The sequence below is a fragment of the Streptomyces sclerotialus genome, from assembly GCF_040907265.1.
Classification (GTDB): Bacteria; Actinomycetota; Actinomycetes; order Streptomycetales; family Streptomycetaceae; genus Streptomyces; species Streptomyces sclerotialus.
Genome location: NZ_JBFOHP010000002.1, coordinates 201,434 through 217,537, shown reverse-complemented (window position 1 = coordinate 217,537; position 16,104 = coordinate 201,434). Strand labels below are relative to the sequence as shown.

The 16,104-nt window shown below is 69.8% G+C and carries 14 protein-coding genes; 13 read left to right on the top strand and 1 reads right to left on the bottom strand.

Translation table 11 applies throughout. From position 1 onward, the window contains the following. Positions 1-70: 70 nt before the first annotated feature. The 9 genes from AAC944_RS01115 (at position 71) to AAC944_RS01075 (ending at position 8,859) form a co-directional block, all read left to right on the top strand. The gene (locus AAC944_RS01115; RefSeq protein ID WP_030607938.1) at positions 71-880 is read left to right on the top strand and encodes a sulfite exporter TauE/SafE family protein; all 810 of its coding nucleotides are present in this window, start codon (positions 71-73) and stop codon (positions 878-880) included. A gap of 109 nt (positions 881-989) precedes the next feature. Beyond that, positions 990-1,460: a hypothetical protein gene (locus AAC944_RS01110; RefSeq protein ID WP_196942723.1), complete on the top strand. Its 471-nt coding sequence runs from the start codon at positions 990-992 to the stop codon at positions 1,458-1,460. Between the two features lie 720 nt (positions 1,461-2,180). After that, positions 2,181-3,359 (top strand): PLP-dependent cysteine synthase family protein, encoded by a 1,179-nt coding sequence (locus AAC944_RS01105; RefSeq protein ID WP_078888262.1) that lies wholly within the window; start codon positions 2,181-2,183, stop codon positions 3,357-3,359. Next, the gene (locus AAC944_RS01100) at positions 3,356-4,666 is read left to right on the top strand and encodes an MFS transporter (RefSeq protein ID WP_030607946.1); all 1,311 of its coding nucleotides are present in this window, start codon (positions 3,356-3,358) and stop codon (positions 4,664-4,666) included. Before AAC944_RS01105 ends, AAC944_RS01100 begins: the two co-directional genes overlap by 4 nt. 202 nt (positions 4,667-4,868) lie before the next feature. Continuing rightward, entirely contained in the window at positions 4,869-5,141 is a 273-nt protein-coding gene (locus AAC944_RS01095) for a hypothetical protein (protein ID WP_030607949.1), read from the top strand. Between the two features lie 19 nt (positions 5,142-5,160). Beyond that, positions 5,161-6,960, top strand: a complete 1,800-nt coding sequence (locus AAC944_RS01090; protein ID WP_078888263.1) for a S8 family peptidase — start codon at positions 5,161-5,163, stop codon at positions 6,958-6,960. 13 nt (positions 6,961-6,973) lie between these two features. Beyond that, on the top strand, positions 6,974-7,228 hold the full coding sequence (locus tag AAC944_RS01085; RefSeq protein WP_030607956.1) for a hypothetical protein: 255 nt from the start codon (positions 6,974-6,976) through the stop codon (positions 7,226-7,228). Between the two features lie 70 nt (positions 7,229-7,298). Beyond that, positions 7,299-7,781 carry a hypothetical protein gene (locus tag AAC944_RS01080; RefSeq protein WP_030607959.1) on the top strand — a complete coding sequence of 161 codons (483 nt, stop codon included), beginning with the start codon at positions 7,299-7,301 and terminating at the stop codon, positions 7,779-7,781. A 340-nt stretch (positions 7,782-8,121) separates the two neighbouring features. Next, positions 8,122-8,859 carry an AfsR/SARP family transcriptional regulator gene (locus AAC944_RS01075; protein WP_037771074.1) on the top strand — a complete coding sequence of 246 codons (738 nt, stop codon included), beginning with the start codon at positions 8,122-8,124 and terminating at the stop codon, positions 8,857-8,859. Positions 8,860-8,963: 104 nt separating this feature from the next. Here the strand turns inward: AAC944_RS01075 and AAC944_RS01070 are convergent, their stop codons facing one another. Next, a complete protein-coding gene (locus AAC944_RS01070; protein WP_368396750.1) occupies positions 8,964-9,224 on the bottom strand; it encodes a hypothetical protein in 261 nt (86 codons plus the stop codon). Positions 9,225-9,494: 270 nt separating this feature from the next. Here AAC944_RS01070 and AAC944_RS01065 point away from each other — a divergent pair, with 270 nt between their 5' ends. From AAC944_RS01065 to AAC944_RS01050, 4 genes are all read left to right on the top strand, one after another. Then, positions 9,495-10,250 (top strand): alpha/beta fold hydrolase, encoded by a 756-nt coding sequence (locus AAC944_RS01065; protein WP_030607965.1) that lies wholly within the window; start codon positions 9,495-9,497, stop codon positions 10,248-10,250. Between the two features lie 129 nt (positions 10,251-10,379). Beyond that, positions 10,380-11,660, top strand: a complete 1,281-nt coding sequence (locus AAC944_RS01060; RefSeq protein ID WP_030607968.1) for a cytochrome P450 — start codon at positions 10,380-10,382, stop codon at positions 11,658-11,660. 413 nt (positions 11,661-12,073) lie between these two features. Next, the gene (locus AAC944_RS01055) at positions 12,074-14,080 is read left to right on the top strand and encodes an ATP-binding protein (RefSeq protein WP_196942725.1); all 2,007 of its coding nucleotides are present in this window, start codon (positions 12,074-12,076) and stop codon (positions 14,078-14,080) included. Beyond that, a complete protein-coding gene (locus AAC944_RS01050) occupies positions 14,071-15,642 on the top strand; it encodes a type 1 periplasmic-binding domain-containing protein (protein WP_051871338.1) in 1,572 nt (523 codons plus the stop codon). The genes AAC944_RS01055 and AAC944_RS01050 overlap by 10 nt, the downstream gene beginning before the upstream one ends. Positions 15,643-16,104 lie beyond the last annotated feature (462 nt).

Below are 16,104 nucleotides of genomic sequence, written 5' to 3'. Positions count from 1 at the left end.
CGGAGTACTCTGCGTGACTGCCGCCCGGCCGCCGGGACCGAGATCAGCCGGGAATAGCATCGGTTCCTCCATGAACACTGTCACCCTCTGGGAATTCCTGGCGCTCGCCGCGGCCGCGGGCCTCGTCGGCTTCTCCAAGACCGCCGTCAGCGGAGCCAACACCATCAGCCTCGCGGTCTTCGCTGCCGTCCTGCCCGCCCGCGAATCCACCGGTGTACTGCTGCCCCTGCTCATCGCCGGGGACGTGCTGGCGGTACTCACCTACCGGCGTCACGCCCACTGGCCCACGCTGTGGCGGCTGTTCCCCGCGGTCGCCGCCGGTGTCGTGGCGGGCACGCTCTTCATGCTGTGGGCGGACGACGCGGCGGTGCGCGTGTCGATCGGAGCGATCCTCCTCTTCATGGCCGCGGTCACGATGTGGCGCAGGCGCGCCGCCGGCGACACGGGCTCCGGCGACACGGGCTCCGGCGAGGCAGGCTCCGGCGAGGCGGGGGGCGAGCTGGAGAGGGGAGCTGGGCCGGGCCTCGTCCGCCTGAAGACGCGCTCGTACGGTGTGCTCGGCGGCTTCACCACCATGGTGGCCAACGCGGGTGGCCCGGTGATGTCCCTCTACCTCATCTCCACGGGCTTCAAAAAGCTCGGTTTCCTCGGCACGTCGGCCTGGTTCTTCCTGATCGTCAACACCTCCAAGCTGCCCTTCAGCGCCGGCCTCGGCCTGATCGACGGCCAGTCACTGCTCCTGGACGCGGCCCTCGTGCTCTTCGTTCTCCCCGGCGCGTACCTCGGCAAGCGCTGCGTGGACCGGATCAATCAGCGACTGTTCGAACATCTGGTGATCGGCGCGACGGTACTCGGCGGCCTTCAACTGCTGCTGCGCTGACCGGCCTGTTGCAGCAGAAAAGAGACAGTTTCTGCGGCGCCAGGCTTGTTCACGCTGTGTTTCACGAGAGATGGGTGGTGCGGCACCGTCGGCGGGTTAGGATCACGGCGTGATGACGGCCTGGTCACCTTCCGGTGCATGGCGGACCCGCACAACAGCGGCTCCGCTGCATGTGCTGTGGCTGGGCTTGCTCCTTTTCGGGCTGTTCTACACACATGTCGTCAGCCCTGACGTGACGATGCGTCACACTCCTGACGCCGGCAGCATTTCAGCGTCCGCGGTTTCGTCGACCCCCGGTACGGCGAACGACGTCGTCGCGAGCGCCGCGACCGGCTCCGATGCCGCGAAGGGCGAGCCGGGTGGCCACCATGGCGGGCACGGTTCGCATCAGTTCGTCGACGACTGTGCGTTGGGGCAGCCGGAACAGGCGCCGGAGTTGGTGGCGCCCAGCCTGTCGCCCCTGGACGCGGCGTGGGCATGCGGTGTGCCTGTCGTGGAGGGGCACGTCCGAGCTCCGGCGGAGCGGGATCTTGAGGCTTCGATAACCCCCTCAGCGGAACCAACGGTCCTGCGTATCTAGAGGTCGGCGCTGCTCAGCGTCCGGCCTCCCACGCATGCCGTTTTTCACCGGCGGCGCTGGCATGGTCGACGGCTCTCCCGTCATCCCGTTGATCCCTGCTCGTCGTCCTCCTCGGCTTGAGGAGGGCGGCCACCGCGCGGAGGACTTGTGCCGCCCTGTTTTCTCGTTCCACTGAATCCGCCGGCTCGCCCCCACGGCCGCTCCCCGTCGGCACGCTCGTTCTGGACGCGCCGCCTGGTGTGGGCCCTGCTGAGCCTGTTGCTGCTCACCGCTCCGGACTGCGGCGGCATGCCGGCGCAGCTGGACCACCACGCCGCGGCGGCACCCGCACCTCCCGTACCTCCCGCACCTGCCGAGGCCGCCACCGGTACCGGCCACTGCCCGTACTGGGACACCGGCCACTGCCCGTACTGGGACACCGACACGGTTTTCCGAACCGCCCAGCAGCCTCCCGTGAGAGCGGGAGCGACCGCGCACGCGGTGGCCGTGCTGACGACCTTGGGCGCCTGGCCACGGCGGCGGCTTGCTCCCGCTGACGCGAGGAGCCGGATTCCGAGGGAGGGACGGACCGTGCTGGCCGCCGTCTGCCGGTGGCGCATATAGGCGCCGCCGCCGCGGCCGGTCCCCCCCCCGAGCCGGCCTGCCGCGTGCCACGCCCGACCGCACGGCACGCGAGATGAGCGCCCCGACCGAACGCCAGCACTGAACGAGAGCGAAACGATGCACTCTCCGACCAAGAGGCATGCCCTGCCCAAGAGCAATGTGCCCGCCGTGCAGCCCACCCCGGCGACGACGACTGACCTCACCGGCTTCACCCCTGCCGACTCGTCCCTTCGCGGACTGGTCGGCGGAACGCCCGTACTCCGGGTGTCCCAGCCCTTCACCTCGCCCGACCGCGGCTTCTGGGCCAAGCTGGAGGGCTTCAATCCCGGCGGTATCAAGGACCGGCCCGGGCTGCACATGGTGGAACGCGCCCGAGCCCGCGGCGACCTGCTCCCCGGCGCCCCGATCGTCGAGTCGACCAGCGGCACCCTGGGACTCGGCCTCGCCCTGGCCGGCATGGTGCACGGCCACCCCGTCACCCTCGTCACCGACCCGGGCCTCGAACCGTCCATGACGCGGCTGCTGACCGCGTACGGCGCCACCGTCGACATGGTGCCCGCGCCGCACCCCACCGGTGGCTGGCAGCAGGCGCGTCGCGACCGGGTCACCGAGCTCCTGGCCCGGCAGCCGGGCGCCTGGTGTCCGGACCAGTACGGCAACCCGGACAACGTCGCCGCCTACACACCGCTCGCCCTGGAGCTCGCCGCGCAGCTCGGCCACATCGACGTACTGGTCTGCAGCGTCGGCACCGGCGGACACTCCGCAGGGGTCTCCCGCGTCCTGCGCCAGCTCTACCCGGGGATGCGTCTCGTCGGCGTGGACACCGTCGGCTCGACCATCTTCGGCCAGCCCGCGCGTACCCGGCTGATGCGGGGCCTCGGGTCCAGCATCTACCCGCGCAACGTCGCGTACGAGCACTTCAGCGAGGTGCACTGGATCGCCCCCGCAGAGTCCGTGTGGGCCTGCCGGCAGCTGGCGTCCTCGCACTACGCGACGGGTGGCTGGAGCGTCGGCGCGGTCGCGCTGGTGGCGGGCTGGCTGGCCCGTACCCTGCCCCGGGACACCCGCATCGCGGCGATCTTCCCCGACGGCCCGCAGCGCTACCTGGAGACCGTCTACAACGACGAATACTGCGCCGAGCACGGCCTGTTGGGCGTACGCCCCGGCCCGGAACCGGAGCTGATCGGCCGCCCGGACGAGAAGGAAGTCACCCGCTGGACGCGTTGCACGGAGATCGCTGACCCCCTCGCCCCAACGGTGCGGACCGAGAGCATCGAGGGAGGCCGCGCGCGATGAAGAGCATGATCAGGCAGGTCCGCTCCTACGACCGCAGCGTCCAACTGCTGATGGTGAACCAGTTCACCATCAACCTCGGCTTCTACATGCTGATGCCGTACCTGGCCGCCCATCTCTCCGGCACCCTCGGGCTCGCCGGCTGGCTGGTCGGCTTCATCCTGGGCGTACGGAACTTCAGCCAGCAGGGCATGTTCCTCATCGGCGGCACACTCGCCGACCGCCTGGGGTACAAGCCACTCATCGTCGCCGGGTGCGTGCTGCGGACCGTCGGGTTCGCCACCCTCGGACTGGTCGACTCGGTGCCCGCACTGCTCGGGGCCTCCGCGGCCACCGGGTTCGCGGGCGCGCTGTTCAACCCCGCCGTACGCGCCTACCTGGCCGCCGACGCGGGGGAACGCAGGGTCGAGGCGTTCGCGCTCTTCAACGTCTTCTACCAGGCCGGCATCCTGCTCGGCCCGATGGTGGGCATGCTGCTGACCGGCGTCGACTTCCGGGTCACCTGCCTGGTCTCGGCCGCCGTCTTCGCCGTGCTGAGCGCGGTGCAGATCCGCGCGCTGCCGGCGCGCCGGGCGGACGACGTGGAGCAGGCTCCCGGGCGGGAGCGGGAGCGGGAGCGGGAGCGCGTCCTGTCGCAGTGGCGCACGGTAGTGGCCAACCGGGGGTTCCTGCTGTTCTCCCTCGCCATGATCGGGTCGTACGTGCTCTCCTTCCAGGTCTACCTGGCCCTCCCGTTGGAGGTCCGCAGGGTGGGAGGTGACGGTGCGTTCGGCACGGCCGCCGTCGCCGTGCTCTTCGCCGTGTCCGGCCTGACCACCATCCTCGGGCAGACCCGGGTGACCGCGTGGTGCAAGGAACGGCTGGCACCCGGGCGCGCACTGGCGTTGGGTCTGCTGACGATGGGCACCGCGTTCGTGCCGTTGCTCGCGGCAGCAGCGCTGCCCGTGCCGGCCGGCGGCCCCGGGCTGTGGCTCCTGGCCGCACTTCCGCCGACCCTCGCCGCACTGATGCTGGCCCTGGGAACGATGATCGCGTACCCCTTCGAGATGGACACCATCGTCCGCCTCTCGGGCGACCGCCTGGTCGCAACTCACTACGGGTTCTACAACACCATCTGCGGCATCGGCATCACCCTGGGCAACCTGCTCACCGGCGCCGCGCTGGACGCCGCCCGGGCGGCCGGCCTGTCCGCACTGCCGTGGCTCGTGCTGTTCGCCCTTGGTCTTGCCTGCTCAGCTGCCCTTTACGGGCTGCAGCGGTCCGGCCGCCTGACACGGCAGGCAACACCGGCCGAGCCGGTCACTGTGTGACCCCTGCGGTGGCGTACCCCGGCCCGGTTCCGCCCCGGACGCGGTGACGCCGCGGCGACGGTCCGGTGACAGGACCTGATTAAGGTCGGCCGGGCCCGGTGACAGGCCCTCATCAAGGCATCAGGGGTCGGCCGGGCCCGGTGACCGCGAGCGGGCCGCTCGGACTCGGCCGCGGCACCGGAGGTGTTCGGGGGGCAGACCTGTGGCCGAGGCCGAAGTCATCATCCAACTCCGTACGCCGCCGCATTCCGCGACGGCGGGCACCGCGGATGTCGTGGACGTGCGGAACCTTCTGGAGCGGCGGTTCGGCGTCACGGCGGAGCCGTTGCACCCCGGCGTCGGTGACCCGGCCCTCATCGGATGGCAACGGGTCGCCGTCCCCGCCGGCGTGGACGCCGAGGCCGTCGCCGCGGCCCTGCGCGGTCACCCGGCAGTCGAGGCCGCCTATGTGAAACCACCGGCGGACCTTCCGTAACGTGGTGAAGGAGTCAGCTGTGCCACAGCGATCAGGTGCGGAGAACCGCCGGGGGAACAACGGCCCGGCGCCGGATCACGGACCACTCTTCGGACGCCCTGAGCTGGTGTGCGTCACGCGCGCCGACGCCGGCGTACGTATCACCCCGACCGGTGCGACCGCCGCGGCGGACATCTCCGTGAGCGGTCTCGACGCCGTGGCGGCCCAGGAGGACGTCACCATCAGGCCGTTGTTCGGCGCGGACCGGGAAAGGCTGCGCGCCCAGGCCGGGCCTGCCGCGACGCGTACCGCGGCCGACGACGCCACGCTGGAGATCCTCGACCGGATGGGGCTCTTCTTCCACGTCGAAGCGCCGGTCGACCAGCTGGACGCGCTGGCCGAACAACTCCGCGCATCGGACGCCGTGGAGGGTGCGTACGTCAAGCCCCCCGTCGCCCTCGCCGTCCCCGAGATCGTCCCGAAGAAGGAGAGCGAGGAGGCCGAGGCCGAGCTCGCACCGCTCAACGACATGCAGCCGACGGGCGGTGACGCACCGCCCGTCACCCCGGACTTCACCGCCCGGCAGGGCTATCTCGACGCGGCTCCGGGCGGCGTCGACGCCCGCTACGCGTGGACCCGGCCGGGCGGGCGCGGTGCCGGCGTCCGGGTGATCGACTGCGAGTGGGGCTGGCGCTTCACCCATGAGGACCTGCGACTGAACCAGGGCGGCATCATCTCCGGTACCGGGAGCACGGACACCGATCACGGCACCGCGGTGCTCGGCGAAATCGGTGGCGACGTCAACGCCATCGGGGTCACCGGGATCGCGCCGGACGCGGTCACCAGCGCGTCCGCCTTCTCCATCCCCACGGCCACGGCCATCCGGAACGCCGCCGACCGCCTCGGCCCCGGCGACATCATCCTGCTGGAGATCCACCGTGCGGGGCCGCACGCGACCGGCGTCGGCCAGGCGGGCTTCATCGCCGTCGAGTGGTGGCCGGACGACTATCTGGCCATCCGCTACGCCGTCAACAGGGGAATCACCGTCGTCGAGGCCGCGGGCAACGGGGCGGAGGACCTGGACCACTCCGACTACGACACGCCGAGGGCGGGCTTCCCGGCCTGGTGGCGCAACCCCTTCCGGCGCACCGCGCTGGACTCCGGCGCCGTGATCGTCGGTGCCGGCGCGCCGCCGCCCGGCACCCACGGCCGCCAGCACGGCCCGGACCGGTCCCGGCTGGACTTCTCCAACTACGGCGCCTGCGTGGACGCGCAGGGCTGGGGGCGCGAGGTGACCACCACCGGCTACGGCGACCTCCAGGCAGGCGCCAATCCGGACTTCTGGTACACGGACCAGTTCAGCGGTACGTCCAGCGCCTCGCCGATCGTCGTGGGCGCGCTGGCGAGCACCCAGGGCGTCCTGCGCGCGAGCGGGCGCATCCCGCTGTCACCCGCACGGGCCCGGCAGCTGCTGCGCTCCACCGGCTCACCGCAGCAGGACGCGCCCGGCCGCCCGGCGACCCAGCGCATCGGCAGGCGGCCCGACCTGCGGCAGCTCATCCCGGCGGCCCTCCAGACGAGTAGCTGGGTCGGCGTCCAGTTCCGGGGCACCCTCGCGGGGAACCGTACCGGCCGCTGGTTCACCTTCAACTGGCCTGCCCACTGGCATGTGGTGTGGACGGTCGTCCCGACCAGCCCGCGCATCGGAGCCCCGCAGATCCGCTGGAAGGTCAGGGTCGAGCGGGCCAGCGACACCTACGCGACGTACTGGATCGACGTGACCAACCTCGTGGCCGACCCGGTCGACTTCGAGGCCCGGTTCGCGGTTCTCGGATGGTGAGAGGAAAACGGCGATGCGAGTAGGCACACAGTTCACCGGAACACTCGACCCCGGGCAGACCGGGCGCTGGTTCACCTTCGGCTGGCCGCAGGGCTGGCACGTCATCTGGTACTGCATGCCGACGACACCGCAGACGGGCAGGCCGCAGATCGAGTGGGAGACCGAGGTCGAGCGGGCCTCGGCCGCCGCGGTCACGTACTGGCTGACGGTGAAGAACGTCGGCAGCAATCAGATGAACTTCGAAGGCCGGTACGCGGTTCTCAATTGACGGTTCTCCATCAGCGGTTCTCCATCAGCGGTTGTCCATCAGCGGTTCTCCATTGAACGAGGGAGCGGACATGAAGGTGCACATCATGGTCGTGGAGGACGCGGGCGCGGCCCCGGCGGCCGGGACGGAGCGGGACCTCTCCATGGTCTCCATGGCGGAGCGGCAGCTCTCCATTGGGCAGGAGACCGCCGTCACGGGCGCTGTCGACGCAGGACCCGCTGCCGTGGCGGGGGCCGAGCAGGCCATGACGACCGGCTCCTTCGCCACGCCGGGAACGGAAACGACGCGTCCGACGGGGGCCGTCATGGACGGCGGCGAGGCCCCGGGCTGGCTCGCCGAACTCGTCCGCCTCGCGAACGCCGGAGAGGTGGCCCGTCCCGGAGAGGAGGAGCCGCAGGAGACCGGGCGCACCTCGGAGGGCATGTCCATGGACGCCGGGACCATGGATGCCGGGGCCATGAACGCGGGGTCCATGAACGCCGGGTCCATGAACGCCGGGTCCATGAACGCGGGGTCACTGGATGCGGGGACCGCGCCGCCGGCTCCAGGCTGAGCAATCACCACGCCGGTCTGCACCGACGGCTCCAGGCTGAGCGATCACCACCACCGGTCAGCACCGACGGAGCCACGAGTCGAAGTCACCCAGGCCGCGGCCGGAGCGAACGGTTCCCGACCACCGCCGGGACGACCGCCGGGACGACCGCCGAGACGACCGCCGACGCCGCCGAAGGGCGCGCGGCGGGACAGGAGTGAAGTGCGGCGACGGCGTGCACCGGAAGGGCGGATGAGGCCGGCCACGGGACGGACGGGTGACTGCGGCGCCCCTATACTGACGCCCGCGGTCCACACCGACCGGTCACCGGTGAACTCCCGGAGCATGCGGGGAGGCGCGGATGGAGACGGGTTCTCCGGCCGGGCTCTCCCTCGGCCTCCTGAGCGGCTTCCGGCTGAGGACCAGCACCGGCAGCACCAGCGTGGTCCGCGGCGCACAGCGCCTCATCGCCCTGCTGGCCCTCCAGGAACGGCCACTGTCCCGGGCCTACGTCGCCGACGCTCTGTGGCCCTGCGGGCGCCCGGACCGGGCAGGGGCGAACCTCCGCTCCTGCCTGTGGCGGGTCCACCGGGTCTGCGGTCCGCTGATCGAGACATCGGCCCAGCAACTGGCGCTGGCCGACGGCGTGGCCGTCGACGTCCGGGCCGCGAGCCGCCGGGCGTACCGACTGCTGGACGAGACGGACCCCTGCGAGGACTGCCTCACCGCGGCGACCCTCGCCGATCTGTCGCTGGACCTGCTGCCCGATTGGTACGACGAGTGGGTACTCGTCGAGCGCGAGCACTTCCACCAACTGCGGCTGCACGCCCTGGAGGCCATGTGCGAGCGGCTGGTGGCCGCCGGCCGGTACGGCGTCGCGGTGGACGCCGGACTGGCCGCGGTGCACGCCGAACCGCTCCGGGAGAGCTCGCACCGGGCGGTCATCCGGGCGCACCTGGCGGCGGGCAACGACTGGGAGGCGGCCCGGCAGTACGTACGGTGCAGCCGCACCCTCCAGCGGGAACTGGGGATCGAGCCGTCACCCGCCCTGCGGAACCTGGTCCCGTTCCGGGACTCAGCGCTCGGAGCGCTGCGCTGACGGCTGAGGGCGCGCCCCCGATCACCGAGCGGAGCCGGGCAATCACCGAACAGGGCCGGGCGATCACCGAGCGGAGCCAGGAGATCACCGAACAGAGCCGGAGATCACCGAACAGAGTCGGGAACGGAATCGGGGAGCGGCGCTCCGTGGAGAAACGCTCGGTAGGCGTCCGCTGCGTCATCCTCCACGGTCGGTGCCTCGGGCCCGTACCGTGTGTCGCTCCGGTCTCGTTCCGGTCCGGAGAGCCAGAAGTCCTCATGGGTCTCGGCGTCGTAGAAATCCGCGTCGAGCGAGCCGAGGCCCGTGGCACGCCGAAGCGTCCGCCCCTGGAAGCAGGCCGTCTTCCAGGTCTTGGAGAAGTTCACCCACCCGATCCACGACGGGCCGCGGTCGGTGTCATATCCACGACGGGCCGCGGTCAGTGTCATAGCCCGTCTTGAGCTGTACGAACATGATTCTGCGAGGCATGGTCCCAGCTTGGCCGAACGTGCTGCCCCGGCAAACCGAGTTTGTCGCACCGGAAGGACGCCCGACGCGTCGTGTACGGCGCGACGGTGTGCCGTGTTCCCAGGCCACGGCCTTCGGCCTAGCATTGCCGCAGTCACGACTCGGCGGTGGAGGGTGGAGGGCGGACCATGGGCTTGCAGCGTGTCGGCACCGGAGCGCACACCGTGTTGGTTCTGCACGGCTGGTTCGGTTCGTCGCGGTCGTGGCAGGCCCTGCTGCCGCACCTGGACCGGCAGGCCTTCTCCTACGTGTTCCTGGACTACCGCGGCTACGGCGACCGTCGCGGCGAGACGGGCCGGTACTCGCTCGCCGAGGCGGCGGGCGACGTGCTGGCCGCGGCCGACGACCTCGGCGTCGACCGGTTCTCGTTGCTCGGGCACTCGATGGGCGGCTCGGTCATGCAGCGGGTGTACGCCGACGCGCCGGACCGGGTGAAGGCGCTCGTCGGCGTGTCGCCGGTGCCCGCGAGCGGTGTGCCGTTCGACGAGCAGAGCTGGCAGTTGTTCGCCGGCGCCGCCGACAGCCCCGACAACCGCCGCGCGATCGTCGACTTCACCACCGGGAACCGGCTCACCGGCACCTGGCTGGACGCCATGGTGCGGCACTCGCTGGAGCACTCGGACCGCGACGCGTTCGCCGCGTACCTGCCCGCCTGGGCGCGCACCGACTTCCACACCGAGATCAAGGGCAGCGACGTACCGATCCAGGTGATCGCCGGACGGCACGACCCCGCACTGGGCGCCGAGACCATGCGGGCGACCTTCGGAGCCTGGTACCCGAACATCGAGATCGAGATCTTCCCCGACGCCGGGCACTACGCGATGGACGAGTCCCCGGTGGCCCTCGCCACCAGCGTCGAGCGCTTCCTCGCACGGCACGGATGAGGCGAGCGCGGACGAGGCGACCGCGTACGAGCCGATCGCGGATGAGGCGAGCGCGGGCGAGGCGAGGGCGGATTCGCCGACCGCGGAAGAAGCGAGCACGGAAGAAGCGAGGCCTGTGAGCGAGCGCCTATGAGCGAGCCCACCGCGGCGATACCCGATGTGTTCGACCCGCGCGTGTTCGCGCGCGGCATCCCGCACGGCAGCTTCCGCCGCCTCCGCGACGAGGCGCCCGTCTGCCGGCAGGACGAGCACTCGGTGGACGACTGGCCGGCCGGACCCGGATACTGGGCCGTCACCCGCTACCAGGACGTCCGCGACGTGCTCCGCAACCCCGCCGTGTACTCGTCCTGGCTCGGTGCCACCCAGATCCGCGATCCAGCGCCCGACGACCTCGACTTCATCCGGCGGATGATCCTCAACATGGACCCGCCCGAGCACAACCGGATCCGTCACCTGGCCGCCGCCCTCTTCACCCGGCGGCGGCTGGAACAGTTCACCGAGCAGATCACCACACGCGCCGCCACCCTGCTGGACGAGGTCGCCGAACGCGGGAGCTGTGACCTGCCCGTCGAGGTCACCGACGACTTCCCGCTCGCCAACCTCGCCGAGCTGCTCGGCGTCCCCGCCTCCGACCGAGGCCTGCTGCTGAAGTGGACCAACCGGGTCATCGGCTACCAGGACCCCGAGCACGCCGACGTCGTGCGCGATGCCTACGGACGACCGGTCAACCCGCGCTCACCCGCGATGCTGCGCGACATGTTCGACTACGCGCACGAACTCGCCCGGCACAAGCGCAGCCACCCCGCAGACGACCTGATGACCGCACTGGCCACTGCCACCGTCGAGGACGGCCGCCCGCTGACCGAGGAAGAACTGGCGATGTTCTTCTTCCTCGTCGTCATCGCCGGCAACGACACCGTGCGCAGCGCCCTGCCCGGCGGCGTCCTGGCCCTCCTGGACCATCCCGACGCCTACCGGCGGCTGCGCGCCGACCCCGGCCTCGTACCGTCGGCCGTCGAGGAGATGCTCCGCTGGCACCCGCCGGTGCTCAGCTTCCGCCGCACCGCCGCCCGGGACACCGAACTCGCCGGGCAGCGCATCGCGCGGGGGGACAAGGTCGTGGTCTACCACGCCTCCGCGCACTTCGACGAGCGTGCCTTCCCCGACCCGTACCGGTTCGACATCACCCGCACACCCAACGACCACCTGGCCTTCGGCCAGGGCCCCCACGTGTGCCTCGGCGCGCACTTCGCCCGCATGCAACTGCGGATTTTCTTCACCCAGCTCCTCACCCGCCTGCCGGAATTGCAACTCAACGGTCCGCCGGTCCGCCTGAACTCCAACTTCATCAACGGCATCACCCACCTACCGGTGCGCTGGATCCCGAGCCCGCCCCCGGCCCACCCCTGACCGGCTGACCGACTGACCGACTGGCCGGGGGGGGGAGGGGGCGTCGACGGCGTCAATTACCTTACGGCGATGCAGGATTGCAGAACCGAGCAGGCCTGTGCGGCGTCAAGGCTGTTCTCCCACTTGCCGAACACAGTGCTGGCGATGGCGTTGCAGGGGGACAAGGACGTTGATGCCCATGAGGCACGCCGCCCGGGCCCGGTCACGAATTCGACCGTTCATGGAACGCCCATAGAACTCGCTTGCGGAACGGAGAACGACGCGCTTACGTGGTAGTCGAATGACAGCGTATTTCACCACGGCTACGGGGGATCGGTGTGGCCGTAGATTTATCGAATACTTCGGACCGTGACGCAGCGATCAGGGACTTCCTGCGCTCTCGCCTGGAGCGCGCTCGCGGACCGCAGCAGACCTTGCCCGCGACGTTGCTGCTCGGGCCGCGTGGCAGCGGCAAGACCACCCTGCTGGAGTACCTGACCCAATGGGCCAGGCAGGCACCGGTGGCCCACCTGGACCTGGAGACGCTCAGTCGGCGTAGCGGCAAGCCGCTCGATGTGCTCACCAATCTCGTCTTCCAGCTCAACGTGCGGAAACCGCACTGCCCGAAACTCTCCTTCCCCGCCTTCGGCGCCCTCCTGATTGCTGTGACGACCACCGTGGATCCCGACAGCAGGGACCGAGCGGTACGGGAGATGCGCCAGGCGCTGGTCGGAGCGGAAAGGCCCGATGGCTCCCCGCAGCCGCTCCGTGACGAACTGAAACAGTTGCTGGAGGCGGGGGCCACGGCTCTCGGTGCGCCACCAGGCTGGACCCTGGCCGCCGTGCGGCTGCTGCCGGAGTGGCAGCGGCTACGGATCCGGTTGCGCACCCACAGGCAGCTTGCCTGGGCCCGGCGCGCAGTCGGCTTGTCATCGACGGAGGACTTCCTCGTTGGCCTGAGCCAGCTGTACAACGACGAGGAGGCGTACGCCCGGCAGCGAGCGGAGTCCGTATTCTTCGACGCATTCGTGGCCGACCTCTGCGATGCCTACGCCGGACCACGCGCCGACCGGCTGCGCACGACGCACTGTCTCGTGCTGCTCGACAATGTCGACAGTCCGTTGGGAGACAGCTTCCTCGACTCCCTTCTCAAGGCGCGGGAGAAGTCCGGGTCGGCCGACCCGTTGTTGGTGCTGGCGACGGCCGGCAGCCGCCCGGAGCTGCTGACCCGCAGGGAGCCCGGCGCTCCACCGGTCTCGCGCTACCTGGAGTGCTGGTCAGGGCCACGGCAGTTCCGGCCTGTGCACGTCGAGGGCCTGCATGTCGGGCTGTTGCGCGACCTGCACCGCCATGAGGTCACGCGAATGGCTGACACAATCCTGGCGGATATCGGCCCTGAATCGGCCATGCCGCGTGCGGATGACGCGGTGCAGTGGCTCGGCTGGCTCGTCCACGAACTCACGGCGGGCCACCCTGCTGCCAGCGACCGTGTGTTCAAGGCGCTGCGCGATTTTGAGCGGAATACACCATGGGACGAGCGGCTGCGGCAGGTCTTCGCCCCACCGCGCACATTGGCAGGCGACATTCTCGACACACTGCTGCCACGTGACGTGGGATGGCCACTGCGGCGAGCACTGACATGGGCAGCGGCAGCCGTCAACCTGGGACAGGCGGGCGCCACGCAAGAATTATGGGAGCGGACAGGGCCCGCGCTGCGTGCTTCGCTTGCGGAGTTCTCGGGAGATCCGCTCCGCACCATGCATTTCACCGGGACGGACAGCTCTCGTTCCAGCTCGGAGACAGGTGGCAGCAGATACGCCCGGCCGGAAACTCTCCATCCCGTCCTGAGGTTCCTACTGCTGCGTGAACTTGTGGCGGCCGACGGCGCCCACTCTTCCACTTGGGACGACGTGGAGGAGGCACTTCTCCACCGCGCCCGTCGGCGCTTCATGGACAACGAAGCGGCCGATGAGGAGTGGGCGATCGCATACCACCAGCTCGCGGCGGGCGATCTGAGTTCGGCTGCGGCCTTCCTCGACCGCCGATTCGACGAGGTCGGAGCCCAAGAGTGGTGCACTGAACTGTGCCGACTCCGCCGCGCGCCAGTCCGCTCGCCGGGCGGCGCCCTGAACGACACGCCACGCGAACACTTCGAACAGTTGGTACACGCTGTGTTGGACGACGGTCGGCACCGAGACGAACGGATGAAGACGATCATCCGGCTGCTGGCGGCGAGCTGGATTGCTCCCGAGCCACGGGATGACCCGCTGACGGACCGGGTCGGCGACCCGTACCGGAACCCGCTCGGTGATCCTTACGCCGAGCTGTATCCGGACATCGGTGCCGACTTCCTCACTCTGCGGAATCTGGTGGAGGACGAGCGTGACCGGCATGTGTACCTGCGTAAGTCTGAACAGTACAAGAGGAGGCCATGGTGGTAGACGACCAGGGTGGGCTGCCTGGGCGGCCACGTCCCGTACCGGGGGACGACCTCTTCACGCCGTCTCCGCCGCGCCGCCGCAAACTGCTGTGGTCCGTAGTGGCGCTGACGGCTGTCGGCGGTCTGGCGTTCGCCGGGGTCGAGACGTACGACCGGTTCGCGGTGCAGTGTGCTGATGGCGTGCGCGAGCGGGGGCCGGCTGCCGAGTGCATCGGGGTGACCGACGGCGCCTACGTCTACAACGAGTCTCTGGAGGAGGTCAGCAGCAAGATTCTTGAGGAGAACAGAAAGGTCGAGGAATCGGGCAAGCCATGGGTCGGAATCGCGTATCTCCAGCCCATGACTCTCGGGCCGACCGACGCGGGCCGCGAGAGCATACGCCAGGAACTGGAGGGCGCCTACTTGGCCCAGCGAGAACTGAACTCGCACCAGCACGGCGGCCTGGGGACCACCCCGCAGATCAAACTGCTGCTGGCCAACAGCGGTCAGGGCTCCGAGCAGTGGCGGCCTTTGGTCGAGCAGATCGTTTCGCTGACCGAGGTCACCAGCCACCCGGTTGTCGCGGTCGCCGGCCTGGGCCAGAGCCTCGCCACGATCAGGTCTGCGGTCGATGCGTTGCGCAGAGCGGAGGTTCCCGTCATGGGCACGACGGTGACAGCCGACGATCTCAGCTCGGCCGAGCGGCCGGGCTTCTTCCGGGTGGTTCCGCCGAACAAGGACCAGGCGTCGGCCGCGGTGGGATACCTCAGGAAGCAACAGCGAAAACACCCGGAACTCCGAGTGCGCATCGTGAAGGACCGCAACGAGGCTGACATCTACAGCACCTCATTGCGTACCGGATTCTCCCAGTCCGCCTCGGCGGCCGGTTTGAACAGCGCGCCCGAGGAATTGCCGTACGTCTCCGGGGCCGATGCGGTGGACAACGCCCTGGCGTCCATTGCAGACAAGGTGTGCGATTCCTCCGGTCGCAACGACGTCGTTTACTTCGCCGGTCGGGGCCGGGAACTCAAGGTGTTCATCGAGGCGTCGGCGGCCAACGGCCGCACCTGCCCGATCACCGTACTCACGGGGGACGACGCGGTGGGGGGCTACTACGACATGCCCTCAGGTGAGCAGCAAGAGGAGAGCGAGCCGTTTCGACAGCACTGGAAAAGCAGCCGTATGAAGGTGCTTTACACTGCGCTAGGGCACCCGGAGCAGCCCGCCGACATCTTCGCCAAGAGCCGGGTAAACCCTTTCCCGGCCTTTCAGGACGCATACCTCGCGGAATTCGGTGCTGAGGAGGAGCTGCTGTCGGGACTGCCTCTGCTGGGCCACGACAGCGTATACGTTCTGGGCCGGGCCATCCGTAGCGCGGCCGGGGCACGCGGCGAGGACAAGGTGACGGCCGGCAGCGTGCGGCAGATGCTGATGCAGATCAACGGGGTCGATGCGGTGCATGGACTCACCGGAAAGGTCGATTTCGACGACTTGGGAAACCCGAAGAAGAAACCGCTCGCCTTGGTCGAACTCAGGCCGGACCTGGAGCAGGCGTACCACTACATGGGAGTGGTCGAACCTTGAGGCCTCGGCCCCGTCCGGTATCGCCGGCGCAACACCATCGGGCTCCATTGCTCCTCTTCATGGCCCGGCCTAACGATTTGCTGAGTGTTGCCCTGGCAGCGGTGAGGACCACCGAGGCCATCACCGGCCCGTTCTCGAAGAGTCGCGTCCACCGGCGTGAACAGGGTGACATGACGGCGGGGCAGGCAGCGGAAGAAGTCGTCGCGGAAGCGTGACGTCAACGTGAACGCTTTTCCTCCAGCGGTACAGGGCCCTGCCGGCTCATCACCTCGGCCGTCGTCGTCTTGTTCCGTGCGCCGGGTGGACGCGGCTCGCGCGGCTTCCCACCAGGCCGTACCGGACGGTGCCGTTCGCCATGCGCTGCACGAGCTGCCGGCTGAGCGCCGGTGGCCGTCCTGTCCCGCCCGACGGGCGTACCACCACCGCGTCCGAGGCCGCGTATGATCCCAACGCCAGAACACG